The following is a 24,947-nucleotide window of genomic DNA, read 5'->3' as shown; positions in this document are numbered from 1 at the left end:
TCCCATCGTCACAGTGCCCTAGGTGTTTGGTTTGGTAAAATGATATTTTGCGGTGTTTCGTTAACCAACAGGTTATGGAAATACGGCTGAAGGCCCGCTCTGCGCCAGATTGGCGAAAGGTGCTCAGGCGTTCTGGCTGGCCGCCTCGCGAATGGTCTGCAGCAGGATGGTGAAGGCCGGCGAAGGCGCAGTGTCGGTCCGCATCGTCAGGCCGACCGGCCCTTTGGTTTCCTCGGTGTTGACGGGCAAGGCGACGAAGGCGCCGCTGGAGAGTTCGTTGGCGACGACGCCTGTCGATATGATCCAGACCGCGTTGCTTTGGCGCAGGAAGGCACGGCCGAAGGAATCCGAGACGGTCTCGATCTCGGTCGCAGGCGCCGTCATGCCGTTGGTGATGAACAGGCGGTCGACGAACGGGCGGATGACCGATTCCCGCGTCGGCATCAGCACCGGAAATTCATCGAGCCGGGCGAAGATGTCCTGGCCCGGCTGCAGCAGCGGATGGCCGGCCCTCACCACGAACAGCACCGGTTCGGAATAGAGATGCTCGAAGAAGAAGCCGGTCATGTTTTCCGGCGCCGCAAGCCGGCCGACGACGAGATCGAGCGCACCGACGCGCAACTGTTCCAGCAGGACCGCGTTCTCGCCGGTGACGATCTTGATCGCAGCACCGGTATTTTCACTCAGGAACAGGCTTATGGCGCGTGGCATCACCTTGGCCGACACTGTCGGGAGCGCCCCGATGCGGATCGGATGCCGGTTGATGGCGCCGTCCTGGCGGACGGAATCGACGCCGCGCTTCAGTGCCGTGATCGCCGTGCCGGCATGGCCGAGAAAGATTTCGCCAAGCCGCGTCACCCTGATGCCGCGGCCGTCGCGTTCGACGACAGCGATGCCAAGCGCCTCCTCCAGTTCGCGCAGCGTCTTGGTCACGGCCGGTGTGCTGACATGGAGAAAGTCGGCCGCCCTCGCGACGCTGCCTTGCCGCGCTACCTCAAGGAATGCCTGCAGGTGACGGAACCTTATGCGGCTTTCGGACATGTTCTCATAACCTAGCAGTTAACGAAACGGCGTAAAATATCATTTTACCAAACCAAATGCCTTGTGCAATGTGAACACGGAGGATCGAAATCGTGCCATTCGTCAACATTGGCGGCATCACGCTGCACCATCGCCATATCAAGGCGAACGGAAATGCGCGGCCGATCGTGTTCATCAATTCGCTGGGCACCGACTTCCGCATCTGGGACGAGGTGTTGTCCGAACTGGGTGGCGAAATGCCTGCGTTGGTCTACGACAAGCGCGGCCATGGCCTGTCCGACATTGGTGGCGTCAGCTCGATCGACGAGCATGTCGATGATCTGTCGGGCCTGATCGATCATTTCGAACTGAACAATGCGGTGCTGTGCGGCCTGTCCGTGGGCGGCCTGATTGCGCAAGGGTTTTATGCCCGGCGCCCCGAAATCGTCGACGGCCTCATCCTGTGCGACACCGCCCACAAGATCGGCACGGCCGACAGCTGGAACACCCGCATCGAAACGGTCGAACGCAAAGGCATCCAGGCCATCGCCGATGCCGTGCTCAAAATGTGGTTTACGCCTGCCTTCCACGCGGACCGTGTCGCCGAGCTCGACGGCTACTGGAACATGATGACCCGGCAAGCCGTCGCCGGCTATGTCGGCACCTGCGCCGCGGTGCGTGACGCGGATTTCACCGAGGCCGCGCAGGCGATCGCGGTGCCCACGCTTTGCGTCGTTGGCGACCAGGACGGCTCGACGCCGCCGGATCTCGTCCGCTGGCTGGCCGATCTGATCCCAGGCGCACATTTCGAAATCATTCGTGACGCCGCGCACATCCCTTGCGTCGAACAGCCCGAGGCGCTGACCACCCTGATCCGCGATTTCGTCGCGGCGCTTCCCCTGAGAAAGCAGACCCATGGATGAACTGCCCAAAAACGAAACCAGATACCAGACCGGGCTGACCGTCAGGCGCTCGGTGCTCGGCGACCCTCATGTCGATCGCAGCGAGGATGCCGTCACCGATTTCGACCGGCCGTTCCAGGAGCTGATCACCGAGGCAGCCTGGGGCACTGTGTGGGCGCGTCCGGGCTTCAGCAGGCGCGAACGCTCGATCGTGACGCTGGCACTGCTGGCCGCCCTTGGCCATGATGAAGAGGTCGCCATGCATGTGCGCGCCACCGCCAACACTGGTGCGTCGCGCGACGATATCTGCGAAGCGTTCCTGCATGTCGCGATCTATGCCGGCGTGCCGGCCGCCAACCGCGCCTTCAGGATCGCCAAGGAGGTGTTTTCGGAAATGGACGGAAGCAGGGCTGGCCATGCCAGCTGATGCCGGCTCGAACCGCAGGCCCGAGAGCGGCGCCTTCTTCCAGCGCGACCGCGGCTGGCATCCGCCGGCGCTGACGCCCGACTACAAGACGTCGGTGCTGCGCTCGCCGCAAAAGGCGCTGCTGGCCTTCGACAACACGGCTTCGGAAATCACCGGTCCGGTGTTCGGCCACGCCATGCTGGGCGAACTCGACAATGACCTGATCCACAATTTCGCAAAGCCCGGAGAGAGCGCCATCGGCGAGCGTATCATCGTCTATGGCCGCGTGCTCGACGAGCGCGGCCAGGGCGTCTCAGGCGCGCTGCTCGAATTCTGGCAGGCCAATTCAGGCGGCCGCTACCGCCACAAGAAGGACGGCTATCTCGCGCCGCTCGATCCGAATTTCGGCGGCTGCGGCCGCACCATCACCGATGCCGATGGCGGTTATGCCTTTCGCACGGTGAAGCCAGGTCCCTATCCCTGGCCGAACGGGCCCAATGACTGGCGGCCGTCGCACATCCATTTCTCGGTGTTCGGCCACGGCTTCGCACAGCGGCTGATCACCCAGATGTATTTCGAGGGCGACCCGCTGATCTGGCGATGCCCGATCGTGCGCGGTATCCGCGACAAGGCGGCGATTGAGACGCTGGTCGCCGCGCTCGACATGCAGGCGACGATCCCGTTCGACGCGCGCGCCTACAAGTTCGACATCGTGTTGCGCGGACGCCGTGCCTCGCTGTTCGAAAACCGTCCGGAGGGCAATTGATGGCGCAGTCGCTCAGCCGGCTGAAGGAGAGCCCGTCGCAGACGGCGGGGCCTTATGTGCATATCGGGCTGACGCCGAATTTCGGCGGTATCGGCGGCGTCTACCCGACAGACCTGGGCGCCACGATGCTCAACGACAACGCCAAGGGCGACCACATCGGTTTGCGCATTCGCGTGCTCGACGGCACCGGCACGCCGCTCAGGGATGCGTTGATCGAGATCTGGCAAGCGGATGCCAATGGCTTCTACAATTCGCCGGCCGAATTGCGCGGCGATGCCGATCCGGATTTTCAGGGCTGGGGCCGTCAGCCGACCGACATGGAAACCGGCCTGTGCAGTTTTCAGACGATCAAGCCGGGACGCGTGCCGTATGGCGACGGCCGGCTGATGGCGCCGCATATCAGCCTGTGGATCGTCGCCCGCGGCATCAATATCGGCCTCCACACGCGGCTCTATTTCTCCGACGAGGCCAAGGCCAATGCCGAGGATCCGATCCTGGCCCGCATCGAGCACAAGGTGCGCGTGCCGACGCTGATCGCCGAGCGGCAAGGCGACGACTATATTTTCGACGTCCATCTCCAGGGGGAGAAGGAAACGGTCTTCTTCGACAGCTGACGGAGGAAACCAGCACATGACCGTATCGCCCTTCGACCATCCGCTGCTTTCCGGCCTGCTCGGCGACGAGGAGGCGGCTCGGCATTTTTCGGTGGATGCGGAAATCGCCGCCATGCTCGATTTCGAGCGCGCGCTGGCGCAAGCGGAAGCCGAAAGCGGGATTATCGGCACGGATGCCGCCGCGGCGATTATACCTGTCCTGTTGTCATACAAGCCGGACACCGCGCGGCTGCGGGCCGGTGTGGCGAAGGATGGCGTGATCGTGCCCGAACTGGTGCGCCAGTTGAAGGCAGCGGTCGGCGCGCCGCACGACGCCGGCGTGCATTTCGGCGCAACCAGCCAGGACGTCATCGACACTGGCCTGGTTCTTCGGCTGCGCCGGCTCATTGAACATCTCGACCTGCTGCTGACTGAAAACATTTTGCGGCTGGTGGGGCTGGAAGAACGTTTTGGCAGCCGTGCATTGACAGCGATTACGCGCATGCAGCCGGCGATCCCAATTCAGGCGTCGGACCGCGTGGCGGTGTGGCGCACGCCGCTGCAACGGCATCAGCAGAGACTCTCGGAGCAATCCAAGGGTCTGCTGGTAGTGCAATTCGGCGGCGCCGCCGGCACGCTGGAAAAGCTCGGCGACAAAGGACCTGCCGTGCGCGCCGCCCTTGCCGCAAAGCTTGGCCTTGGCGATGCGCCGCAATGGCACAACCAGCGCGATGCGCTGGCCGAGTTCGCCGGTTTGCTGTCGCTCATCACCGGCAGCCTCGGCAAGTTCGGCCAGGACGTCGCCCTGATGGCGCAGAGCGGCACCGAGATCAAACTATCCGGCGGTGGCGGCTCATCGGCCATGCCGCACAAGCAGAATCCGGTCAAGGCCGAAGCGCTGGTGGCGCTGGCCCGCTTCAACGCCACGCAGCTTTCCGGCATGCACCAGGCGCTGGTGCATGAGCAGGAGCGCTCCGGTGCTGCCTGGACGCTGGAATGGCTGCTCTTGCCGCAAATAGCGGTTGCGACCGCGGCCGCCTTGCGGCTTGCCGCGGAACTCGCCGGACAGATCGAAAGCCTGGGGCACTGATGCGCACCCAGATTGTCATTGTCGGCTCCGGACCGTCCGGGCTGCTGCTCGGCCAGCTGCTTAGCGGCATCGGCGTCGAAACCGTGATCCTCGATCGTTCGAGCCGGGAGCACGTGCTTGGCCGCGTGCGGGCAGGGGTGCTCGAACAGGGCACTGTCGAGCTGCTGGAGCAAGCAGGCGCAGCGGCAAGGCTGCATGCTGAGGGTCTACCCCATGCCGGCGTCTCGCTTGCCTTCGGCGGCAGCCTGCATCGGCTCGATCTCACAGCGCTGACCGGCGGAAAACACGTCACCGTCTATGGCCAGACCGAGGTGACACACGACCTGATGGACAAGCGCGAGGCGGCGGGGCTGGTCACCGTCTACGAGGCGTCCAATGTCGCGCTGCACGGTTTCGATGGCGAAGCGCCTTACGTCACCTACGACAAGGATGGCGTCAGCCATCGCATCGACTGCGACTTTATCGCCGGCTGCGACGGCTATCACGGCGTCAGCCGCAAATCGGCGCCCGAACGCGCCCTGAAAACCTTCGAGCGGACCTATCCGTTCGGCTGGCTCGGCGTGCTGGCAGAAGTGCCGCCGGCCGATCACGAACTGGTCTACGCCAACCACGAGCGTGGCTTTGCGCTGTGCTCGATGCGCTCGACACATCGCAGCCGCTACTATGTGCAGGTTCCGGTTGATGAGAGCGTCGAGGCCTGGAGCGACGACCGCTTCTGGGATGAGTTGCGCCGTCGCCTGCCCGAGCAGACTGCCGCCGCCGTTGTTACCGGGCCGTCCTTCGAAAAGTCGATCGCGCCGCTGCGCTCCTTCGTTGCCGAGCCGATGCGCTTCGGCCGGCTGTTCCTGGTCGGCGACGCCGCCCATATCGTGCCGCCGACGGGCGCCAAGGGGCTCAACCTTGCCGCCAGCGACGTGCGCTATCTCTTTGCCGGGCTTCGCGAATTCTATCTGGACAAATCACCAAGCGGGCTCGACGCTTATTCAGCCAAGGCGTTGGCCAGAGTGTGGAAGGCGGTGCGCTTCTCCTGGTGGATGACGACGATGCTGCACCGCTTTCCCGATACGGGCGAGTTCGGCCAGCGCATCCAGGAAGCCGAGCTCGACTATCTCGTGCATTCGCAAGCGGCGTCGACCGCGCTGGCTGAAAACTATGTCGGTTTGCCCTATTAAGGGCGGTGCAAAACTCAAACCCGTTCGAGCGCCACCGCGATGCCCTGGCCGACGCCGATGCACATGGTGGCCAGCGCATAGCGGGCGCTGCGCTCGCGCAGTTCCAGTGCCGCGGTGCCAGTGATACGCGCGCCCGACATGCCCAAGGGATGACCAAGCGCGATGGCGCCGCCATTCGGATTGACGTGCTCCGCATTCTCGGAGATGCCGAGTTGACGGAGCACGGCGATGCCTTGGGAGGCGAAGGCTTCGTTGAGTTCGATGACATCGAATTGGTGCGGTGTCAGGCCGAGGCGGGCGCAGAGCTTTTGTGTCGCCGGGGCAGGGCCGATGCCCATGATGCGCGGCGCCACGCCGGCAGCAGCGCCGCCGAGAACGCGGGCGATCGGCGTCAGGCCGTATTTTTTCACAGCCGCTTCGGAGGCGATGATCAGCGCCGCCGCGCCGTCATTGACGCCGGACGCGTTGCCGGCGGTGACGGTGCCGCCCTGGCGGAACGGCGTCGGCAATTTGGCCAGCGACTCGACCGTGGTGCCGGCGCGCGGATGCTCATCCTTCGATACGATAATCGCATCGCCCTTTTTCTGCGGGATCGTCACCGGGGTGATCTCCTTCGCCAGCCGGCCATTGGCCTGTGCTACGACGGCCTTGTCCTGGCTGCGCACGGCAAACGCATCCTGGTCGGCGCGCGACACCTGGAAGTCCTCGGCGACGTTCTCGCCGGTCTCCGGCATGGAATCGACGCCATATTGTTTCTTCATCAGCGGGTTGATGAAGCGCCAGCCGATGGTGGTGTCATGGATCTCGGCATGGCGTGAAAAGGCGGTCTCGGCCTTGGGTATGACGAAGGGCGCGCGGCTCATCGATTCGACGCCGCCGGCGATCATCAACTCGGCTTCGCCCGCCTTGATGGCGCGGGCGGCAATGGTGAGCGCGTCCATGCCGGACCCGCAGAGGCGATTGACGGTCGAGCCTGAAATTTCCTTCGGCAGTCCGGCCAGGAGCAGCGACATGCGGGCTACATTGCGGTTGTCCTCGCCGGCCTGATTGGCGCAGCCATAGACGACGTCGTCGACAGCCTGCCAGTCGATGCCGGCATTGCGCTCGACCAGCGCCTTCAGCGGGATGGCGCCAAGATCGTCGGCCCGCACCGACGACAGCGAGCCGCCGAAACGGCCGATCGGGGTGCGGATGTAATCGCAGATGAATGCCTCGGTCATGTCATGCGGCCTTTTCTTTTCCGCTTCCCTCATGCGCCGCCTTGGTGCGGGCCTGCAGGTCGCGCAATGTCGTCAGCTCGAGTTCCGTCGGCGCCGGCGTTTCGTCAAGCGCCTCGGCGAACTTTACGATCCAGCCACAGCTGTCCTGCACCTGCTGCCGCGTTGCGCCGGGATGCAACGACACCACGGTGAATTCCTTGCTCACCGGATCTGGCTTCCAGATGGCAAGGTCGGTGATCAGCAGCGTCGGCCCTGATGTCTCGATGCCGAGGCGCTGGCGATGGTCGCCGCCATTGCCATGGCCGAAGGAGGTGAAGAAGTCGATCTTCTCGACCATGCCGCGCTTGGACTGCGCCATGGTGATGTAGATCTCCTTCGACGAGGTGGCGATCTCCGGCGCGCCGCCGCCGCCGGGCAGGCGGGTCTTGGGATGCGCATAGTCGCCGATGATGGTGGTGTTGATGTTGCCGAACTTGTCGAGCTGGGCGGCACCGAGGAAACCGATCGAAATGCGACCGCCCTGCAGCCAGTAGCGAAACATCTCCGGCACCGAGACGGTCGTGACGGCGGTGTCGCAAAGTTCGCCGTCACCGATCGACAGCGGCAAAACATCGGGCGCGGTGCCGATGGTGCCGCTTTCATAGATCAGCGTGATGTCGGGCGCATGCGTCAGCCGCGCGACGTTGCAGGCGGCCGACGGCGCGCCGATGCCGACGAAGCAGACATCGTCGTTTTTCAGGGCTCGGCTGGCGGCAATCGTCATCATCTCATTGGGAGTAAAGCCGCTCATGCCGCGCTCCTCAGATGCTTTACGCGGCCGGCGAAATCGTCCGCCGTGCGTTCGATGACATTGGCCTGCATCCAGGCCTGGAATCTTTCACGGTCGGCGGCGATGTCGTCCCATTCGAGATAGGCGGCATTGTCGCGCGCATAATAGCCGTGCGTGTAGGAGGGGTGCGAACCGCCTGATACCACCGAGATCGCAGCGATGGTCCAGCGCGGCAGCACGGTGAGGTTGGGATGCAGGTCGTCGAAATTGTCGACGACTTCCTCTACCGTCACCACGGCGCGCTTGGCCGCGAGCACCGCTTCCTTCTGGATGCCGATAATGCCTTCGACCAGCACATTGCCTTTTTTGTCGGCCTTCTGGGCGTGGATGAAGGTCACGTCGGGGCGGATTGAGGGAACAGCGGCCAGCACTTCGCCGGTGAAGGGGCAGGTGACCGACTTGATGTTCGGATTGACCGCCGCCAGGCCGGCGCCGCGGTAGCCGCGAAAAATCGCGCAGGGCAGGCCGGACGCGCCCGCCTCATAGGCGTTGGCCATGCCGGCATGGCTATGTTCCTCGATCTCGATCGCCCGGGGAAAGCCGTTCTCGATGGCATCGCGGGCGCGGCGCAGCAGGCCGACGCCGGGATTGCCGACATAGGAGAAGATGATCTTCTTGGCCATGCCCATGCCGATCATCTGGTCGTAGATCAGGTCAGGAGTCATGCGGATCAATGTCAGGTCGCGAAATCCCTGGCGGATGGCTTCGTGCGCCGCCGCCGTCGGGATCAGATGCGTGAAGCCTTCGAAGGCGACCGTATCGCCATCATGCAGGTTCTCAGCCACGGCCTGTTTGAGCGGCAGGAAATTGACCATCGCCAAGAACTCCGAAGTTCAAAAAGTTCGTATTGCGAACATTTGTTTTGTATGAGATATTTTTACATCACGCCGCCGAGACGAGTCAAGGCGGCGCATTGTCTTGCGGAGGCCGCATGGAGGACAAGGCAAAGACGCGCGACCATGTCGGCTCGCTGGAGCGCGGCCTTGCAGTCATGGAGATACTGGCCCGGCATCCGGCCGGGATGACGCTGACCGAAATGGCGGAGGAGGCGGGGCTGACCCGCGCCGGCGCGCGTCGCTTCCTGCTGACGCTGACCGCCACCGGCTATGCCACGCGATCCGGCCGGCAGTTTTCGCTGTCGCCGCGCCTGCTCGCCATCGTGCGCTCTTGGCTCGGCGGCGCCTCGCTGTGGACATTCGCGGCATCCATCATGCGCGACGTCGCGGGCCAATTCGACGAGGCCTGTAACGCGGCGGTGCTGTCGGGCGAGGAAGTCGTCTATGTCGCGCGCATTCCTGGCCGCCGCATCCTCAGCGTTTCGCTCGATGTCGGCACCAGGCTGCCGGCGCATTGCACCTCGATGGGGCGCGTCCTGCTTGCGGGGCTGGGCGCGGATGAGCTGAAGGCCTTGCTTGCAGAGGCGAGGATCGAACGGCGCACGCCGAAGACGATCACCAGCCGCGCCGCGCTGGCCAAGGCCATCGACGCGGCGAGGGCGGATGGCTTTGCCGTCGTCGATGAAGAGCTGGAACTTGGCCTGCGCTCGATAGCGGTGCCGATCTATGACCGCGCCGGCAAGACCGTGGCGGCGATCAACGTCTCGACGCAGTCGGCGCGGTTCTCCGTCGAGGCGATGGAGCGGGATATCCTGCCAGCGCTGCGGACGGCCAAGCAACGGATTGAGGAATTTTTCTTGGTGTGAGCGCAAGGCTAATCGCCTGAGGGAAGCGCTGCCCCCGCTCTGTCTCGGAGACGGGACGCCCTGCGCGGTTAGCGTCGCCATGCGAACAAACGATGCCCGGGGCACCTGAGCACAACGCATATGCGTGAATCCAAATATATCGTTGACGTCGCCCTTCAACTCCAATATTGAACAGGACTATACAGGTTTATTGAACAGGTACCCATATGAGGCGGCGCGTGGTTCAACTGTCTCCCGGCACGGGCAAGCCCGAGCAGATCGCCACCGTTCTCGAACATGAGATCCGCTCCGGCGTGCTTGGCTTCGGCGACCGCCTGCAAAGCGAGAACGAACTCGTCCAACGCTTCTCCGTCAGCCGCAACACGATCCGCAAGGGCCTTGAGGAGCTGTCCAGCCGTGGGCTGATAACGACCAAGGTCGGCATCGGCTCTTTCGTGACCTTCGACGGCAAGCCGGTCGACGACGCCATCGGCTGGTCGCGGGCGCTGGCCAATGCCGGCGCCAATGCCGAGACGCGGACGCTGCGGCTTGAAGTGATCGAGGATGCCGATCTTGCCGCGCTGCTTGGCATCGAAAGCCCGTTCTTCATCGCCGTCGACCGGGTGCGCACCAATGCCAGCGACGGCCATGCGATCTCCATCGAACGCAGCCGCCTGCCGCTGTCGCCCGAACTGGAGGACGTGCCGCTGCGCGGTCTGCGCGAAGGCTCGCTGCACCAGACGCTGCGCGGCGCCGGCCTCATCCCAGACCATGGCGAGGAATGGGTCGGCATCGAGATGCTGAATGCCGAAGACGCCGCCATTCTCGGCTGCCCGCAAGGCACGCCGTTCCTGCGCGGACGCCGGCTGACGCGTGCGGCCGACGACCGGCCGATCGAATATGTAACCAGCCTGCTCAACCCGGCGCATTTCGCGCTGCATATGAGGTTTTGAGCGATGCCGGACAGAACCAACGACACGCTCGATCGCGCCATGGGCGCGCTTGTCGGTGGGGCGCTCGGTGATGCGCTGGGCATGCCGACGCAGCTTCTGTCGCCGGCGCGGATCGCCGAGCTATACGGCCATGTCGAGGATTTCGTGGCGCCGTTTGCCGATCATCCGGTGTCGAAGGGGCTCGTTGCCGGCACCATCACCGACGATACCGAACAGGCGCTGCTGCTTGGTCGCATTCTGGTCCAGTCCGGCGACCGCTTCGATCATGCGCGCTGGGTGAACGCACTGCTCGACTGGGAGCGCGAGGTCAAGGCGCGCGGCAGCTATGACCTGCTGGGACCATCGACCAAGCGCGCCATCGACGCCATCAATGACGGCGTGCCGGCGGAAGAGGCGGGAAGCCGGGGCGACACCAATGGCGCGGCCATGCGCATCGCGCCGGTCGGCATCATGATGCCGCTGGAACCGCTCGACGCTTTCGTCGCCAAGGTGGCCGAAACTTGCCGTGCCACGCACAACACCTCGATCGCCATCGCTTCGGCCGCAGCAGTTGCCGCCGCCGCCAGCCACGGCGTCGCCGGTGGCGACTGGCGTGCCGCTTCCGACAGCGCGGTAGCAGCCGCGCGGCGAGGCGCCCGGCTCGGACATTGGGTGACTGGTGGCGATATCGCCGCGCGTATCGCCTGGGCGCAGGAGCTCGTGCGCGGCAAGACCATGCGGGATGCGATCGGGCTCATCACCGATCTCGTCGGCACCGGTGTGGCCAGCCAGGAGTCCGTGCCGGCAGCTTTCGCCGTGCTTGAAGTCGCGCAGGGCGATCCCTGGCAAGCGGCAATCATCAGCGCCAATCTCGGCGGCGACACCGACACGATCGGCGCGATTGCCTCAGGCATGGCCGGCGCCTGCGTCGGCTTTTCGCAACTGCCGCAACAACACATTGCCGGGCTCGTCGGCATAGATATGGGGGAGGTGCGCTCGCTTGCCGAAGACCTCGTCGCGGCGCGCACGGCAAAGGCCAGCAAGGATGCCGCGGCATGAGTGGGCGTCTGGTCCATATCGGCAGCGCCGTCGTCGACTATGTCTACCGCATCGACGCCTTGCCGGCGCCGGGCTGCGAGAAGACCGCGTCGAGCTTTGCGCAGGTCGCCGGCGGCGGCTTCAACATGATGGTCGCGGCCAGCCGCACCGGCATGACGGTGGTGTTCGGCGGCCAGCTCGGCAGCGGACCGAATGGCGATTTTTTGCGCGCCGCGTTTGCGGCCGAAGGCATCATAACGCTGACGTCGCCATCCCCTGTCATGGACAGCGGCAATTGCGTCGCCATGATCTCCGGGGATGCCGAGCGCACCTTCGTGTCGTGGCCCGGTGCGGAGAGCATTCTCAGCCTCGAGATGATGAGGCCCGTGGTGGTCGCGTCTGATGATTGGGTGTTCACGTCGGGCTACACGCTGAGCTATCTCGGAAGCCGCAACGCGCTGACCGACTGGATCGAGGCGCTGCCAGAAAACATTCCCTTCGTTTTCGATCCAACGCCGGTCATCGCGGATATCCCGCGTCCCATCCTGTCGCGGGTGCTTGCCCGTACGACATGGCTGAGCTGCAACATGACGGAAGCGGTCGAGATCGCTGGGCAAGGCGATGTCGAGGCACTCGCCGCCCGGCTGCTCGCCGACCACTGCCCAAAGGCCGAAGGCGTCGTTATCCGCGCCGGCGCCAAGGGCTGTTTCGTGAGGTTGGTCAATGGCGAGACGCAGACCATTGCCGGCTTCAAGGTCGATGCCATCGACACCAATGGCGCCGGCGACACCCATATCGGCGGTTTCGTCAGTGCACTCTCGCGCGGCGTGCATCCCTTCGAGGCGGCGCGCTATGCCAATGCGGCGGCAGCACTTTCCGTCACCCGCCATGGCGGCTCATCGGCGCCGACCGACAGCGAGATCCAGACTTTCCTGAGCCAGGCCGCCACGGGCGAGCCGGGCCAGAACCAGAAGGCCCATCAGACAGCCTGACCCGCCAAGCGGGCAAACAAGAGAGGAACGAACATGCGCATGCCAAGACTGACTGCCCTGCTGACGGCGACCGCCGTCATCACCTCCGCGCTCACGCTGGCCGCCAGTGCCGCCGAAGTGCATGTGCTCAACTGGAAGGGCTACGGCGCCGACGAGCCGTGGGCGATCGAAGCCTTCGAAAAGGCGACCGGCAACAAGGTCGTCAACGACTTCTTCAATTCCGAACAGGAAATGCTGACCAAGATCCGCACCAATCCGGGCCTCTATGACGTGGTCATGATCAACGCCGCCTTCAACGATCAGGCGATGGCGGAAAAGCTGATCCAGCCGATCGATGTCTCGAAGCTGCCGAACTATGCCGACATCAGCAAGGACAAGGCGCAATCGCCGATGCTCGACCATGACGGCAAGGTCTATGGCGTGCCGTGGGTGTGGGGCCTGACGGCGCTGGCAATCAACGAAAAGTCCTTCGACAAGCCACCGACCTCGATCGCCGAAATGTGGGACCCAGCGCATAAGGGCCGGGTCGTCATTCGCGACGACGCTGTCGAAGCGGTGCAGTTCGGCGCCATCGCCACCGGTCAGAATATCAACGACATCAAGGATATGGAAGCGGTCAAGGCGAAGCTGACCTCGCTGATGCCGCAGATCAAGACGTTCTGGAGTTCGGAGAACGACTGGAACCAGATGGTCGCCTCCAACCAGATCGACATCGGCACCTATTGGAGCGGCTCGGCCGATCGCGCTAAGACCCACTTCAAGCTGCCGGTCTCGCTGGTCGTTCCGCAGGAAGGCGCCGTCGCCTGGCTCGACGCGTTCTCGATCCCGGTGGGCTCGAAGAATGTCGAAGGTGCGCAGGCCTTCATCAACTGGATGATCGATCCGAAATTCTATGTCGAATGGGTCACCAAGGTCGGCGCTCCGGTGTCGGCCAACACCAAGGCGGTGGAAGCGCTGCCTGAAGACTCCTTCAACCGCAAGGTGATGGGCGATCCCGAGGTGGCCAAGCGCATCCAGTTCCAGGCGCCGATCACCGACGCGCAGCGCGAGGCCTATCTGGCGCTGTGGCAGCAGCTCAAAGTCGACGTGAAGTAACGCTCACGTCCGGACCAGCCGGCGGTTGGCGCCGGCTGGCCCTTCAATCCTGGGGAGGAGGGTATCATGGCAGTACAGGGTGCGGTCGCGTCGCGCAGCGGGCTGAGATCGGCCCTGCCGCTGCTGGCGCCGGCCTATCTCTGGCTGACGGTGGCGATCTTCCTGCCGCTCTCGGCCATGGTATTCTTCTCCTTCATGACCGACCTGCCGCTGTCGGGAAAGCCGTGGGCGTTCACCCTTGGCAATTACGCCGCATTCTTCTCGCAGAGCCTGTACCTGACGCTGCTGCTCGCTTCGCTGCGGCTCGGCCTCGAAGTGACTTTGTGGTGCGTCGTCATCGGCTACCCCGCCGCCTATGTGCTGGCCAAGGTGCTGAAGGGGCGCAGCCGCGAGGCGATCTTCCTGCTGGTCATCCTGCCGTTCTGGTCGAACGGGCTGGTGCGCATCTTCTCCTGGGCGATGGTGCTGCGCGAGGGCGGCATCCTCGACACGGCGCTCAACGCCGTGCTGCCGTTCAAGATCAACATCGACCTGATGTATTCCTATCCCGCAATCATCATCGGCCTGGTGCACTCCTACGTGCCCTATATGGTGCTGACCTGCTATCTCACGCTGCAAGCAATCGACGACTCGCTGATCGAGGCCGGGCGCTCGCTCGGCGCCTCGCGGCTGCAGGTGCTGAAGCGGGTGATCATCCCGCTGTCTATGCCCGGCCTGGTGGCAGGTGCGGCACTGATCTTCGTGCCGGTCGTCGGCTCGTTCATGGAGCCGCGCATTCTCGGCGGTCGCACCGGCACCTTCTACGGCACGGTGATCGAAGACCAGTTCGTCGCCGTGTTCAACTGGCCGCTTGGTGCGGCATTGTCGTTCATCCTGCTCGCCGTCGTGCTGGTCATCCTCGCAGTTGCCTCGCCGGTGCTGAAGAGGGCCGCGTGATGAAGACCACCCGCATCCTCCAAGGGCTGGGCCGGTTTTACATCTTCCTGCTGCTCGCCTTCCTCTATCTGCCGATCATCATCATGGCGCTGATGTCGTTCAACGTCTCGCCCTTCTACCAATTGCCGTTCGAATGGACGACGGAATGGTATGCCTCGCTCTGGCAGAACGACCAGCTGATCGCGGCCACCTGGAACAGCCTCGAGATCGCGGTCATCACCACGCTCATCTCAGTGGTGCTTGGCTCGGCCGCTTCGCTAGCGCTGTTCCGCTATGATTTCCGCGGCAAGAAAGTGCTGCTGGCGCTGCTGTTTCCGCCAATCGCCATTCCGTGGCTGATCACCGGCACGGCGATGCTGATCTTCTTCTTCGGCGTCGGCATTGGCCGCGGCCTGTTCGCCATCCTGCTCGGCCATGTGGCGCTGGCGCTGCCCTATGTCATCGTCGTCGTCTCGGCCCGGCTGCAGACTTTTGCACCGGAGCTGGAAGAGGCGGCGCGCTCGCTCGGCGCCAACCAGTGGCAAGTGACGAGGCGTGTGACGCTGCCGTGGATCATGCCCGGCGTCATTGCCGGCGGCTTGTTCGCATTTGCCGTGTCGTTCGACCAGTTCGTCGTCTCCTACTTCCTGGCGACGCCGGGGCAGACGACGCTGCCGGTGGAAATCTACGCCGCGATCCGCAAGGGGTTCACGCCCGAGATCAACGCGGTCTCGACCATCATCATCGTCGTGTCGATGGCGCTGATGCTGCTCACGGCGCGCTTCTTCAAATTCGGCGGAGAGAAATAATGGCCGGCGTGCAGGTATCGAACGTCTCCCGCAGTTTTGGCGCGCACAAGGCGCTGGACGACGTCTCCATCGATTTCGCCGATGGCGGTTTCTATGGGCTGCTTGGCCCCTCGGGCAGCGGCAAGACCACGCTGCTCAGGCAAATCGCCGGTTTCGATTTTCCGGATAGCGGGCGCATTTCCATCGGCGGCGAGAGTGTGGAACGCGTCCCGGTCGAGAAGCGGCGCATCGGCATGGTGTTCCAGAACTATGCGCTGTTTCCCAATATGAGCGTTGCCGACAATGTCGCCTTCGGCCTGTCGGTGCGCGGCGAAACGAAAGCGACGATCGCCACCGAAGTGCAGCGCGCGCTCGATCTCGTCCAACTCGGCAAGCTCGGCGAGCGGCGGCCGCACCAGCTCTCCGGTGGCCAACGCCAGCGTGTGGCGCTGGCGCGCGCCATCGTCACCAAGCCGCGCGTGCTGTTGCTCGACGAGCCGCTCGGCGCGCTCGACAAGGCGCTGCGCGTCGACATGCAGATCGAGCTGAAGCGCATCCAGCGCGAGATCGGCATCACCACCATCTTCGTCACCCACGACCAGGAAGAGGCGCTGACGATGAGCGACAGCATCGGCATATTGCGGGACGGCAGGCTCGTGCAGGAAGGGCCGCCGGAGGAAATCTACGACCGGCCGAAGAGCGAATTCGCCGCCACCTTCCTTGGCGACGCAAACATTTTTCGCGGCGATGCGACCGGCAACGGCATCCGGCTGCCTGACGGCACGGCGATCGCCGCCGGGGTGGGTGATCGGCTTGCCGCCGGTACGAAGGCCAGCTGCGCCGTGCGTCCCGAACGCATTCGCATCGCGACCGATGCCGGGGTTGCGGATGCGGCCAATGCCAACGCTCTGAAGGGCCAGATCTCCAAGCGCATTTTCGCCGGCAACAACAGCACCTATTTCGTCGAGCGCGCCGGCCAGACGTTGAAAGTCATCGTCCAAAATACCGGCAGTGACCGGCTGGCCGAGGGCCAGGATGTGGTGCTCAGCTGGTCGCCGGAAAGCACCGTGCTGATTGCCGCAAACTAGTTCGCACCGTCACCCCGGCATGGTTCTGATGGGAATTGATGGAGCGGACCTTGGCTGATGGGCCGGCCATGGCGTTATATCCTGTCGTCCAAGGGAGGAATGGATGGCAGGCCAGGGTTTCGAGCCGGATGTGAGGGTTCGCACCAGCGAATACCGGATCGGTTGCATCGGCGCCGGCATGATCATGGCCGAATGCCATCTTGCCGCCTATGCGCAGGCCGGTTTCCCAGTCGTCGCCATCGCCTCGCGCACCAAGGCCAGCGCCGAGAAGGTAGCTGCACGCTGGAGCATTCCGACCGTCCACGACACGCCGGAACAACTGATCGAGAATCCCGAGATCGAGATCGTCGACCTTGCGTTTCCGCCCGATCTGCAGCCGGCGCTGATCCGCCATGCGCTGAAGCAGCCTCACATCAAGGCGATCCTGGCGCAGAAGCCACTGGCGCTGTCGGTCGATGAAGCCGTGAAGCTGCGCGACGAGGCAGCCAAGTCAGGCAAGATCCTCTCGGTCAACCAGAACATGCGCTACGACCAATCGATGCGCGTCTTGAAGCAGATCATCGACAGCGGCGCGCTGGGCGACATCGTCTTTGCGCAGATCGACATGCATGCGATCCCGCACTGGCAGACTTTCCTTCAGGACTACGACCGGCTGACGCTCGCCAATATGAGCGTGCATCATCTCGACGTGCTGCGCTTCCTGTTCGGCGATCCCTCGGAAATCACCACGCTGACACGCAAGGACCCGCGCACGACATTCGAGCATAGCGACGGCATCACCGTCTCGACGCTGCGCTTTCCCTCCGGCGTGCTCGCCGTGTCGTTGGAGGATGTCTGGTCCGGACCGCGCCAGGAGGGCTATCTGGACGACCAGCACATCAACTGGCGCGTCGACGGCACCAAGGGTGTCGCGAAGGGCACCATCGGCTGGCCGAAAGGCGCTGCCTCGACGCTGACCTATGCGTCGACCGAGACGACGGATGGCAAGTGGGTCAGCCCGAGCTGGGACACGATGTGGTTCCCGCATGCCTTCATCGGCGTGATGGAGCAATTGCAGCATGCGGTAAAGACAGGCGCGCCGCCGGCATTATCGGTTGCCGACAACGTCAAGACGATGGCGCTGGTCGAGGCCGGCTACCGCTCGATGGCGCAAGGCCGCACCGTCAAGCTGTCCGAGATATCGATCGACTGAACATGCCGCCGAATAGCGTGGCGGCTGAATCGCTCACAGGGAGGAGTTCACATCATGATGCAGGCAGGTATATTCACCGGCTATTTCCCCTATGAGCTCGCCGAGGCCGCCCGCCGCATTCGCGGGCTCGGTTTCAACACGGTGCAGCTCGATATGCATTTCAGGGATGTCGATCTCACGGCCGGGCAGATCACCGGGGACAAGGCGAGGACGGTGCGCGACACGTTCCGAGACCACAATCTGCCGGTGTGCTGCATCTCGGGCTACACCAACATCATCCATCCCGACAAATCCGAGCGCGACAAGCGCGTCGGCTATCTCAAGGAAATCATCCGCAATGCGCGCGCCTTCGGCTCGCCCTACGTGATCTCGGAGACCGGCACCTACAACACCGAATCCGACTGGGTGCATCACCCCAAGAACAAGACCGAGGAAGGCTTCGAGGAATGCCGCAAGGTGATCTCGGAGCTTGCCCAGACGGCTTACGACCATGGGGCGGTGTTCCTGCTCGAAACCTATGTCAACAATGTCGTCGGTTCGGTCGAGGAGACGGTCAAAATGTTCGCGCAGGTCGACCATCCGGGCCTCGGCCTGCTGATGGATCCGACCAATTATTTCGAGGCGCACAATATCGACCGCATGGACCAGGTGCTGAACCAGGTGTTCGACACGCTGGCCGACAAGATCCGGATCGCGCATGCCAAGGATGTGAAACGCTCCGGCAGCGACAAGACGGAAAAGCATGCCGATATCGGCGATGCGGATGCGCATGAGGGGCTGACCTTCCGCGGCGTCGGCGAGATCGAATTGCCGGCGCCCGGTCTCGGCTCGCTCAACTACGACCTCTATCTGAAGCGGCTCAGCGAAAAGCACCCGAACATCCCGGTCATTATCGAGCATCTGACCGAGGACGACGTGCCGCGCGCAAAGACATTCCTCGACGGGAAATTCCGCGCCAACGGTCTCTAAGGGCAGGGCGAGACGGTGATGGCGACGGCGGCCAAGACAAAGCGCGATTACGGCCTGGTCGGCGAAAGCACCCGCCGGGCGATCGAGACCGGGCTGGCCTCGGCCGAGTGGTATCACACCGACGTGCCGCGCAAGGCAATGAAGGAAATGATGCAGCGCTCCGACGGGCCGGCGATCCGCGATACAGTGATCTGGATCGCAGCCATCCTGGGCTCGGCCGCCGGCATCGTGTGGTTCTGGGGCACGTGGTGGGTGGTGCCGTTCCTGCTCCTCTATGGCGTGCTCTATGGATCGTCGAGCGATTCGCGCTGGCACGAATGCGGCCATGGCACCGCCTTCCGCACACGCTGGATGAACGATGCGATCTACGAAATCGCCAGCTTCATGGTGGTGCGCAATCCGGTGCAATGGCGCTGGAGTCATGCGCGGCATCACACCGACACGATCATCGTCGGCCGTGACGCCGAGATCGCGGTAATGCGGCCGCCAAATCTGGTCAAGGCGGCGCTTGCCTTCACCGGCATTTTCGATTTCCGTTATTCGCTGCCGATCCTGGCGCGCCAGGCGTTGGGCAAGCTGTCGGACGACGAAAAGAGCTACATTCCTGAGACCGAACAGGGCAAGGCCATCACGGCGGCGCGCTGGCATGCCGCCGTGTACGTTGCGACGATCGCCCTCGCGATCGCGCTGGGTTCATGGCTGCCGCTGGTGCTGATCGGCCTGCCGCGTCTTTATGGCAGCTGGCACATGGTTCTGACCGGCCTGCTCCAGCATATCGGGTTGGCCGACAATGTCGTCGACCACCGGCTGAACACGCGCACCGTCTACATGAACCCGGTCAGCCGCTTCATCTACTGGAACATGAATTACCACGTCGAGCATCACATGTTTCCGATGGTGCCCTACCATGCGCTGCCGAGGCTGCACGCGCTGATCAAGCACGACCTGCCGGCGGCGAACCCGTCCATATGGCATGCCTATCGCGAGGTCTGGCCGGTGCTGCTGAAGCAGCTGCGGTACGAGGATTATTTCCTCAAGCGCGAATTGCCGCCGACGGCGCGGCCCTATCGCGGTGAATTTCACGAGCTCGATATGTCGGCGGCGGCCGAGTAGCGAATAAACCACCCGCCTTCTATCCGGCCTGTTACGGGGCCGGTAAGGTGACCGGGAAAAGCAACCAGCCAACAGGGACATCCCGATGAGCCGAAAGAGACCGACCGTCGCCGATCTGCGCGCCATGAAGGGCAAGCGCCAGCTGACCATGCTGCGCGTTCTGACCATGGACGAGGCCGAGGCTGCCGAGCGGGCAGGGGTCGATATCGTCTCGGTGCCGCCCGAGCTGGTGCTCAACCCTGAGTATCGCGATGCGGCGCCTAGCCTGTTCACCATGCCGGGCGAGAACTTCTATGAAATAGGCACGGCGGACGATTTCCTGCGCTGGGCGTTCCGGCTCTACAAGGCCGGAGCCGACGCCGTTTATTGCAGCGCCGGTTTCGCCACCGTGAAGCGGCTCGCCGACGACGCGATCCCCGTGATCGGCCATGTCGGCCTCATTCCGTCCCGCGCCACCTGGACCGGCGGCTTCAAGGCCGTCGGCAAGACCGCCGACACCGCCATGCAGATTTTTGAGGCGGTCAAGCAGTATGAGGCCGTTGGAGCGCTTGGTGCCGAGATCGAAGTGGTGCCGGTCGAGGTGGCGAAGGCGATCTCAGAACGGACCTCGCTGATCATGCTGTCGATGGGTGCCGGCACCGGCTGCGACGCGCAGTATCTGTTCGCCGACGATATTCTTGGCCAGAACCGGGGCCACATGCCGCGCCATTCCAAGGTCTACCGCAACTTCGCCGCCGAGTACGATCGCCTGCAGGCCGAACGCGTCGCGGCGTTTTCCGAGTACGTTGCCGACGTCGATAGCGGCGCCTATCCGGAAGACAGGCATGTCGTGCGCATGGATCCGGCCGAGCTCAGCCTGTTCATGAAACGGGTGGACGCAAAGGGCTGACTACTCGGCCTCTTTGCCGGTCGTCGCAGCGCCTTGCCATGTTCCGTCGGAAAGCATTGCGTGGAGCACCTCGGCGTCTGTTCCCAGCGGCCGGTCTTCCCTCAGCATCGCTACATGCGCGCGCACCGCGGTATGGACCGCTGCTGTGCCGGGCGCCAGCTTGAGACCGTCGCGCAGGTCCACGGCTTGCGCGGCGGCCATCAGTTCGAAGGCGATCAGCCGTCGCCACAGCGCGATCATCCCGGCGCATTTCGACACGGCAAGCGGCGTCTGCGTGGCGTGGTCCTCTACGCCTTCGGACACGGCCAGGAAATCCAGCATCACCGGATTGGCCTTGTGGCGGATGCCGGCCAGGATTGCCGTTGCCGTCTTTTGCAGCGGCACGAAACCGGCCGAGGCGCCGCCAACCGGCGACAGATATCTGGGCAGACCGTTGCGGCCGGAGCCGGCGAGCTGGATGAAGCGGGCAACGCTTGCCGCGGCACATTGCGCGATCGCCAGGCCGAGCGTCTCGAAGGCAAGCGCCAGCGATGCGGTGTGGAAATTGCCGGTCGACAGAACCAGCCCGTCATCGCCCAGCACCAGTGGATTGTCGGCGGCGGCATTGAGTTCGATCTCCAGCGCCAGCCGCGCCTGGTCGATCGCCTGGATCAATGCACCATGGATCGACGGCATGCAGCGGATCGACAGCGGGTCCTGCAGGGTGGTCGGCGCCGGCTCTTCGTCGCGGGCAAGCAGGTAGCGCAAGCCCTTGGCCGCGAGTTGCTGGCAGGCTGCCGGCCGCGCCAGATGCAGGCGCGGATCGAGGATGGTGCGGTTGGCGCCAAACCCTTCCATGGTCAGCGCGCCGGCCTGCTGCTGTTGCGCAAAGGCCGACAGCGCGTCGGCCAGTACCAACGCGCCAGTGCCGGCTGATACCGCCGAGGCGTTGATCAGCGACAGGCCGTCTTTCGGCGCCAGGCTGATCGGAGCCAACCGCGCCATCATCAACGCCTTGGCCGCCGGCATGCGCCGACCCTGATAGTCAGCTTCGCCGTCGCCGGTCAGCAGACGGGCGAGCGCCGCCATCAGCACGAGATCGCCGGCGCCGATCGAGCCCAACTGCGGCATTACCGGATGCACGCCTGCATTGAGCGCATCGACAAGGGCGGTGAAAGCCGCCGGCGAAATGCCGGAGCCGCCGACTGCCAGCATCGCTGCGCGCGCAAGCATGGTCGCCCGCACCGCCTCTTGGGGCAACGGTTCGCCGACAGCGCCGCTTCGCCCTTCCAGCAACTGGCGCTGGAAGGCGCTGGCATCGCCCTCGACCGATGTGCCGAGATTGGCGCCGAGCCCGGTGTTGAGCCCATAGATTTGCTGACCGGACGCGGCGACCTGATCGAGCACTTTTCGCGCTTTGTCGAGCCTCTCGATGACTGTCGGTTCAACCTCGACCTTGCGGCCGCCGCGGGCGACCTGCGCAACGTCCTCGACGCTGACGCCGGCGCCGGTGAGGACGAGCGCGCTCATGCGAAGCGCAGCCTCTGGCCGATGCCTTTATCAGCAGCCTTGGCCAGCATCGCCTTGCCCAGCGCAATGTCGGACAGCGACAGGCCGCGATGCCAGAACAGGATCGTCTCGTCGTCGCTCTGGCGTCCCGGCTTGAGACCGGCAGCGATCTGGCCGAGCTCGGCGTGCAGCGTCGCTTCGCTCAGCCGCCCGGTCTCGACATGGGCGCGCAGCGAGCCGAACTTGCCGCCTTTGCACTGGCCCCAGTCGTCGACGACCATTTTCTGCATGATGTCGGTCAATGACAGCTCCACCGCGCTCATCGTACCATAGGGCACGACCAGCGCACCGGGCTTGATCCATTCGGTCTTGAGCAGCGGCTGCGGCTCCGGCAGCCGCGAGGCCTCGACGACGATGTCGGCGCCCTTGATGCAGCTTTCCCAGTCGGCAACCGCGGTAACTTTCTTGCCGAGATCGGCCGAGAGTTTGGCGGCGAAGCCGTCGCGGCTTTCCGGGCGGCGCGAATGGACGCGGATCTCGTCGAAGTCGAAGAGATGGTCGAGCAGGCGCACATTCCAATAGGCGGTGCCGCGCGCGCCGATATGGGCCAGCACCTTGGAGTTCTTGCGCGCCAGATGTTTGGCGCCGATAGCGGTGACGGCGCCGGTGCGCATGTCGGTGATGACGGTGGCGTCGAGAATGGCGCGCGGCGTGCCGGTGCGCGGATCGAACAGGTTCAAAATGCCAAATTCTGAAGGGAGCCCGTGCAGATAGTTGTCGACATAGTCGCCGACGATTTTCACGCCCGCCGTATCGAGCGGCGCAACGTAGCCGCGCAGAACGTTGAAATGGCCATGGAAGGAAGGGGCGGGTTCAAGATGGACGCGCGGCTCGATCACCGTCTGGCCATTGCCTTGCGCGATAAGCCCGGCTTCGACAGCGGCAATGATTTCGCCGTCGGTCATCTCCAGGGCTTCGATATCGAGGCCATTGAGGTAGTCGATATAGATAGGCTTCATGCAATGTCCTTGGCCGCCCGCCCATCCATAACAGGCTGCGAGCCGACACGGAAGTTTGTTGGATAAGCTCTGGACGGGGCCAGCCATATGCTGTTCAACGCGGTTCGCCATGACTGCCGTTCCCGACACCGAGGCCTCCGCCGTAACCGCCAGCAATGCGCGGCGCGTGGCGTTGATCGTTGCCATCGCCTTTTTCATGCAGCTGCTGGATTCGACGATCATCTCGACCTCGCTGCCGCAGATTGGACAATCCTTCGGCGTGCCGGCGGTGGTGGCGATGAGCATCGGCATCACCGCCTATATGCTGACCATGGCAGTGTTCGTGCCGCTGTCGGGCTGGCTTGCCGACCGCTTCGGCGCGCGCAACATCTTCCTGCTGGCGATCGTACTGTTCACGCTGGCCTCGCTGGCCTGCGGCTTCTCGCAAAGTCTGCCTCAGTTCGTTGCCGCTCGCGTCGTGCAAGGCCTTGGCAGCGCGCTGATGACGCCGGTCGGGCGAATTCTGGTGCTGCGCAATGCGTCGAAATCGGAGCTGCTCAACGCCACGACGCTGATCACCTGGCCGGCGTTGTTTGCGCCCGTAGTCGGGCCGGTGCTTGGCGGCTTCATCACAACCTATCTCTCCTGGCACTGGAATTTCTTCATCAACATCCCGCTTGGGCCGGTCGGGCTGGCGCTGGTCGCGCGCTTCATTCCGGGCGACCGCGCGGCCGATCCCAAGCCGCTGGATTGGCCGGGGTTTTTCCTCACGTCGCTGGGGCTCGCGCTGCTGCTCTACGGCCTTGAGCGCATCGCACATCCGGAAGACGGCGCCTTGCCCGCCGTGCTGCTGGTTGCCGCCGGCATCGTCATCGGCTGGCTGGCGGTGCGGCATCTCCGGCGCGCGCCGCATCCGCTGCTCGATCTCAGCGCGTTCAGGGTGCAGACCTTCGCCATCTCGACGCTTGCCGCCGGCACCATTTTTCGCGTGGCGATCAACGCCACGCCGTTCCTTTTGCCGCTGCTGTTTCAGGTCGGCTTTGGCCTTTCGCCGGTCGATGCCGGCTTGATGATCCTGGCCTACTTCCTCGGCAATCTCGGCATGAAGACGGTGACGACGCCGACGCTGCGAGGCTTTGGTTTTCGCACGGTCATGGTCGTCAACGGCCTGATCGCCTCGGCCTCGATCATGGCCTGCGCGGCGATCTCGCCCGAAACGCCGCAGGCGCTGGTCGTGATGCTGATGCTGATCGCCGGCCTGACGCGCTCGATGCAGTTCACGGCGCTGAATACTCTGGCCTTCGCCGACATCGATGCCGCGCAGCGCAACTCGGCGGCGACTTTGTCGTCCATGCTGCAGCAGATATCGATGCTGTTCGGCGTGGCGGTGGCGGCTGCCATCCTCAACCTGTCGCAGATCGTCAGGGACCGGCCGGCGCTCGACCTCGTCGATTTTCGCATCGCCTTCCTGGTCATCGGCGCCATCGGGCTGGTGGCGGCGTTGCGGTTCCTCGTGCTGCCGCCCGGTGCAGGCGCCGAAGTTTCAGGCCACATGACCAGGACCTGAATTCGCGATTTTCGCCGCTCAGGCGGCAATTAATTCCGCCTTGTGCTTTCGCCTCAGAACGGCACCTTCGCGCATACACGCAATGGCGCAACGGAATGCCAAAAGCGCAGCCTTTTCCTAGGATTGCGCCAGTTCTAGCAATCGGTGCGTCCACTGGAAGATTATCGCTGCCAACGGGCGTTCCGAGCGCGGATTCATTTGACG

25 protein-coding genes are annotated in these 24,947 nt (G+C 64.0%); 19 read left to right on the top strand and 6 right to left on the bottom strand.

Annotated features, from left to right (window positions below; genetic code table 11):
- Positions 1-123: 123 nt before the first annotated feature.
- Complete coding sequence (gene pcaQ, locus NKH22_RS08230) at positions 124-1,041, bottom strand: pca operon transcription factor PcaQ (protein WP_023691337.1); 918 nt, start codon at positions 1,039-1,041, stop codon at positions 124-126.
- A 92-nt stretch (positions 1,042-1,133) separates the two neighbouring features.
- Here pcaQ and pcaD point away from each other — a divergent pair, with 92 nt between their 5' ends.
- The 6 genes from pcaD to pobA are packed head-to-tail and all read left to right on the top strand — an operon-like array spanning position 1,134 to position 5,949.
- Positions 1,134-1,943 carry a 3-oxoadipate enol-lactonase gene (gene pcaD / locus NKH22_RS08225; protein WP_352909339.1) on the top strand — a complete coding sequence of 270 codons (810 nt, stop codon included), beginning with the start codon at positions 1,134-1,136 and terminating at the stop codon, positions 1,941-1,943.
- Complete coding sequence (gene pcaC / locus NKH22_RS08220) at positions 1,936-2,349, top strand: 4-carboxymuconolactone decarboxylase (RefSeq protein WP_023685273.1); 414 nt, start codon at positions 1,936-1,938, stop codon at positions 2,347-2,349. The genes pcaD and pcaC overlap by 8 nt, the downstream gene beginning before the upstream one ends.
- On the top strand, positions 2,339-3,094 hold the full coding sequence (gene pcaH / locus NKH22_RS08215) for a protocatechuate 3,4-dioxygenase subunit beta (RefSeq protein WP_023696240.1): 756 nt from the start codon (positions 2,339-2,341) through the stop codon (positions 3,092-3,094). The genes pcaC and pcaH overlap by 11 nt, the downstream gene beginning before the upstream one ends.
- Complete coding sequence (gene pcaG, locus NKH22_RS08210) at positions 3,094-3,708, top strand: protocatechuate 3,4-dioxygenase subunit alpha (protein ID WP_023821832.1); 615 nt, start codon at positions 3,094-3,096, stop codon at positions 3,706-3,708. Before pcaH ends, pcaG begins: the two co-directional genes overlap by 1 nt.
- Before the next feature lie 16 nt (positions 3,709-3,724).
- Positions 3,725-4,777 (top strand): 3-carboxy-cis,cis-muconate cycloisomerase, encoded by a 1,053-nt coding sequence (locus NKH22_RS08205; protein ID WP_352909337.1) that lies wholly within the window; start codon positions 3,725-3,727, stop codon positions 4,775-4,777.
- A complete protein-coding gene (gene pobA, locus NKH22_RS08200; RefSeq protein WP_023696238.1) occupies positions 4,777-5,949 on the top strand; it encodes a 4-hydroxybenzoate 3-monooxygenase in 1,173 nt (390 codons plus the stop codon). Before NKH22_RS08205 ends, pobA begins: the two co-directional genes overlap by 1 nt.
- Before the next feature lie 14 nt (positions 5,950-5,963).
- Here pobA and pcaF read toward each other — a convergent pair whose 3' ends face one another.
- Genes pcaF through NKH22_RS08185 form a run of 3 tightly spaced genes read right to left on the bottom strand, consistent with a single transcriptional unit; the run spans position 5,964 to position 8,813 of the window.
- Positions 5,964-7,169: a 3-oxoadipyl-CoA thiolase gene (gene pcaF / locus NKH22_RS08195; protein WP_023725443.1), complete on the bottom strand. Its 1,206-nt coding sequence runs from the start codon at positions 7,167-7,169 to the stop codon at positions 5,964-5,966.
- 1 nt (position 7,170) lies between these two features.
- Positions 7,171-7,959: a CoA-transferase subunit beta gene (locus tag NKH22_RS08190; protein WP_023696236.1), complete on the bottom strand. Its 789-nt coding sequence runs from the start codon at positions 7,957-7,959 to the stop codon at positions 7,171-7,173.
- Positions 7,956-8,813 carry a CoA transferase subunit A gene (locus NKH22_RS08185; RefSeq protein WP_352909335.1) on the bottom strand — a complete coding sequence of 286 codons (858 nt, stop codon included), beginning with the start codon at positions 8,811-8,813 and terminating at the stop codon, positions 7,956-7,958. Before NKH22_RS08185 ends, NKH22_RS08190 begins: the two co-directional genes overlap by 4 nt.
- Before the next feature lie 116 nt (positions 8,814-8,929).
- Between NKH22_RS08185 and NKH22_RS08180 the strand changes: the two genes are divergently transcribed.
- The 12 genes from NKH22_RS08180 (at position 8,930) to NKH22_RS08125 (ending at position 20,690) form a co-directional block, all read left to right on the top strand.
- On the top strand, positions 8,930-9,700 hold the full coding sequence (locus tag NKH22_RS08180; protein ID WP_352909333.1) for an IclR family transcriptional regulator domain-containing protein: 771 nt from the start codon (positions 8,930-8,932) through the stop codon (positions 9,698-9,700).
- A gap of 206 nt (positions 9,701-9,906) precedes the next feature.
- The gene (locus NKH22_RS08175; RefSeq protein ID WP_023752095.1) at positions 9,907-10,632 is read left to right on the top strand and encodes a GntR family transcriptional regulator; all 726 of its coding nucleotides are present in this window, start codon (positions 9,907-9,909) and stop codon (positions 10,630-10,632) included.
- A gap of 3 nt (positions 10,633-10,635) precedes the next feature.
- Complete coding sequence (locus NKH22_RS08170) at positions 10,636-11,670, top strand: ADP-ribosylglycohydrolase family protein (RefSeq protein WP_023696232.1); 1,035 nt, start codon at positions 10,636-10,638, stop codon at positions 11,668-11,670.
- Positions 11,667-12,641, top strand: a complete 975-nt coding sequence (locus tag NKH22_RS08165) for a PfkB family carbohydrate kinase (protein WP_023752094.1) — start codon at positions 11,667-11,669, stop codon at positions 12,639-12,641. Before NKH22_RS08170 ends, NKH22_RS08165 begins: the two co-directional genes overlap by 4 nt.
- Before the next feature lie 33 nt (positions 12,642-12,674).
- On the top strand, positions 12,675-13,736 hold the full coding sequence (locus NKH22_RS08160; RefSeq protein ID WP_023687931.1) for an ABC transporter substrate-binding protein: 1,062 nt from the start codon (positions 12,675-12,677) through the stop codon (positions 13,734-13,736).
- 66 nt (positions 13,737-13,802) lie between these two features.
- Positions 13,803-14,672, top strand: a complete 870-nt coding sequence (locus NKH22_RS08155; protein WP_023702159.1) for an ABC transporter permease — start codon at positions 13,803-13,805, stop codon at positions 14,670-14,672.
- Positions 14,672-15,460, top strand: coding sequence for an ABC transporter permease (locus NKH22_RS08150; RefSeq protein ID WP_352909410.1), 789 nt, complete (start codon positions 14,672-14,674; stop codon positions 15,458-15,460). The genes NKH22_RS08155 and NKH22_RS08150 overlap by 1 nt, the downstream gene beginning before the upstream one ends.
- Entirely contained in the window at positions 15,460-16,527 is a 1,068-nt protein-coding gene (locus tag NKH22_RS08145) for an ABC transporter ATP-binding protein (protein WP_352909331.1), read from the top strand. Before NKH22_RS08150 ends, NKH22_RS08145 begins: the two co-directional genes overlap by 1 nt.
- Before the next feature lie 103 nt (positions 16,528-16,630).
- Positions 16,631-17,719 (top strand): Gfo/Idh/MocA family protein, encoded by a 1,089-nt coding sequence (locus NKH22_RS08140; RefSeq protein ID WP_352515217.1) that lies wholly within the window; start codon positions 16,631-16,633, stop codon positions 17,717-17,719.
- A 54-nt stretch (positions 17,720-17,773) separates the two neighbouring features.
- The gene (locus NKH22_RS08135) at positions 17,774-18,688 is read left to right on the top strand and encodes a sugar phosphate isomerase/epimerase family protein (RefSeq protein ID WP_352909329.1); all 915 of its coding nucleotides are present in this window, start codon (positions 17,774-17,776) and stop codon (positions 18,686-18,688) included.
- A gap of 18 nt (positions 18,689-18,706) precedes the next feature.
- Positions 18,707-19,801 (top strand): fatty acid desaturase family protein, encoded by a 1,095-nt coding sequence (locus NKH22_RS08130; protein ID WP_352909328.1) that lies wholly within the window; start codon positions 18,707-18,709, stop codon positions 19,799-19,801.
- A gap of 85 nt (positions 19,802-19,886) precedes the next feature.
- On the top strand, positions 19,887-20,690 hold the full coding sequence (locus NKH22_RS08125; RefSeq protein ID WP_023725437.1) for a 3-methyl-2-oxobutanoate hydroxymethyltransferase: 804 nt from the start codon (positions 19,887-19,889) through the stop codon (positions 20,688-20,690).
- On the opposite strand, the gene NKH22_RS08120 is transcribed toward NKH22_RS08125, so the two are convergent.
- The gene (locus tag NKH22_RS08120; RefSeq protein WP_352909327.1) at positions 20,691-22,199 is read right to left on the bottom strand and encodes an HAL/PAL/TAL family ammonia-lyase; all 1,509 of its coding nucleotides are present in this window, start codon (positions 22,197-22,199) and stop codon (positions 20,691-20,693) included.
- Entirely contained in the window at positions 22,196-23,197 is a 1,002-nt protein-coding gene (locus NKH22_RS08115; protein ID WP_023687938.1) for an ornithine cyclodeaminase family protein, read from the bottom strand. Before NKH22_RS08115 ends, NKH22_RS08120 begins: the two co-directional genes overlap by 4 nt.
- Positions 23,198-23,306: 109 nt before the next feature.
- Between NKH22_RS08115 and NKH22_RS08110 the strand changes: the two genes are divergently transcribed.
- A complete protein-coding gene (locus NKH22_RS08110; protein ID WP_352909326.1) occupies positions 23,307-24,743 on the top strand; it encodes a DHA2 family efflux MFS transporter permease subunit in 1,437 nt (478 codons plus the stop codon).
- Positions 24,744-24,947 lie beyond the last annotated feature (204 nt).

It is taken from the genome of Mesorhizobium sp. M1252, from assembly GCF_040318265.1.
Taxonomy (GTDB): Bacteria; Pseudomonadota; Alphaproteobacteria; order Rhizobiales; family Rhizobiaceae; genus Mesorhizobium.
This window is presented reverse-complemented; position numbering and strand designations above follow the sequence as displayed.

Coding starts and splice junctions, on each gene's coding strand:
- NKH22_RS08120 (WP_352909327.1), bottom strand. CDS start 22,199: ATGAGCGCGCTCGTCCTCACCGGCGCCGGCGTCAGCGTCGAGGACGTT.
- NKH22_RS08160 (WP_023687931.1), top strand. CDS start 12,675: ATGCGCATGCCAAGACTGACTGCCCTGCTGACGGCGACCGCCGTCATC.
- NKH22_RS08130 (WP_352909328.1), top strand. CDS start 18,707: ATGGCGACGGCGGCCAAGACAAAGCGCGATTACGGCCTGGTCGGCGAA.
- NKH22_RS08180 (WP_352909333.1), top strand. CDS start 8,930: ATGGAGGACAAGGCAAAGACGCGCGACCATGTCGGCTCGCTGGAGCGC.
- NKH22_RS08135 (WP_352909329.1), top strand. CDS start 17,774: ATGATGCAGGCAGGTATATTCACCGGCTATTTCCCCTATGAGCTCGCC.
- NKH22_RS08150 (WP_352909410.1), top strand. CDS start 14,672: ATGAAGACCACCCGCATCCTCCAAGGGCTGGGCCGGTTTTACATCTTC.
- NKH22_RS08205 (WP_352909337.1), top strand. CDS start 3,725: ATGACCGTATCGCCCTTCGACCATCCGCTGCTTTCCGGCCTGCTCGGC.
- NKH22_RS08165 (WP_023752094.1), top strand. CDS start 11,667: ATGAGTGGGCGTCTGGTCCATATCGGCAGCGCCGTCGTCGACTATGTC.
- NKH22_RS08145 (WP_352909331.1), top strand. CDS start 15,460: ATGGCCGGCGTGCAGGTATCGAACGTCTCCCGCAGTTTTGGCGCGCAC.
- pobA (WP_023696238.1), top strand. CDS start 4,777: ATGCGCACCCAGATTGTCATTGTCGGCTCCGGACCGTCCGGGCTGCTG.
- pcaF (WP_023725443.1), bottom strand. CDS start 7,169: ATGACCGAGGCATTCATCTGCGATTACATCCGCACCCCGATCGGCCGT.
- NKH22_RS08115 (WP_023687938.1), bottom strand. CDS start 23,197: ATGAAGCCTATCTATATCGACTACCTCAATGGCCTCGATATCGAAGCC.
- pcaG (WP_023821832.1), top strand. CDS start 3,094: ATGGCGCAGTCGCTCAGCCGGCTGAAGGAGAGCCCGTCGCAGACGGCG.
- pcaC (WP_023685273.1), top strand. CDS start 1,936: ATGGATGAACTGCCCAAAAACGAAACCAGATACCAGACCGGGCTGACC.
- NKH22_RS08190 (WP_023696236.1), bottom strand. CDS start 7,959: ATGAGCGGCTTTACTCCCAATGAGATGATGACGATTGCCGCCAGCCGA.
- pcaH (WP_023696240.1), top strand. CDS start 2,339: ATGCCAGCTGATGCCGGCTCGAACCGCAGGCCCGAGAGCGGCGCCTTC.
- NKH22_RS08185 (WP_352909335.1), bottom strand. CDS start 8,813: ATGGTCAATTTCCTGCCGCTCAAACAGGCCGTGGCTGAGAACCTGCAT.
- NKH22_RS08175 (WP_023752095.1), top strand. CDS start 9,907: ATGAGGCGGCGCGTGGTTCAACTGTCTCCCGGCACGGGCAAGCCCGAG.
- NKH22_RS08155 (WP_023702159.1), top strand. CDS start 13,803: ATGGCAGTACAGGGTGCGGTCGCGTCGCGCAGCGGGCTGAGATCGGCC.
- NKH22_RS08125 (WP_023725437.1), top strand. CDS start 19,887: ATGAGCCGAAAGAGACCGACCGTCGCCGATCTGCGCGCCATGAAGGGC.
- pcaQ (WP_023691337.1), bottom strand. CDS start 1,041: ATGTCCGAAAGCCGCATAAGGTTCCGTCACCTGCAGGCATTCCTTGAG.
- NKH22_RS08110 (WP_352909326.1), top strand. CDS start 23,307: ATGACTGCCGTTCCCGACACCGAGGCCTCCGCCGTAACCGCCAGCAAT.
- NKH22_RS08170 (WP_023696232.1), top strand. CDS start 10,636: ATGCCGGACAGAACCAACGACACGCTCGATCGCGCCATGGGCGCGCTT.
- NKH22_RS08140 (WP_352515217.1), top strand. CDS start 16,631: ATGGCAGGCCAGGGTTTCGAGCCGGATGTGAGGGTTCGCACCAGCGAA.